Genomic DNA, 306 nt, shown 5'->3' with positions numbered 1-306 from the left:
ATCGCCAAGGGCGCCGAACTGCAGGGCGAGCGGGACCGGATCCGGGAGGTCGTGCTGAGCCGGGGCGCCGGGGACGACGGGCTCGTCATGGGGAAGTAGGTAGGTCAGTCCGCTTCGACGTGGTCGAAGGTCTTGATCATCTGCTTCAGCACGCGTACGCACGCCCGGAGCTCGGCCTCGGTCAGCTCACCGCCGACCTGTCGGTTCAGGGCGTGCTCGCGCGCGAGGATCGTCGTGATGACGGCCTTGCCCCCGCCGGTGATCCGGATCAGCGAGGAACGCTGGTGCGCGGGGTTGGGGATGGCC

1 pseudogene is annotated in these 306 nt (G+C 69.3%); it reads right to left on the bottom strand.

Features of this window, described 5'->3' with window-relative positions:
* Window positions 1–104: 104 nt before the first annotated feature.
* A pseudogene (locus tag ACLZOT_RS51515) lies at window positions 105–306 on the bottom strand (MarR family transcriptional regulator); the annotation flags it as partial.

Origin of the sequence: Streptomyces sp. 4F14, from assembly GCF_048159485.1 — a bacterium.
Classification (GTDB): domain Bacteria; phylum Actinomycetota; class Actinomycetes; order Streptomycetales; family Streptomycetaceae; genus Streptomyces.
Note: the sequence above shows the minus strand (reverse complement) of the source record. Positions and strands in the feature narration are given on the sequence as shown.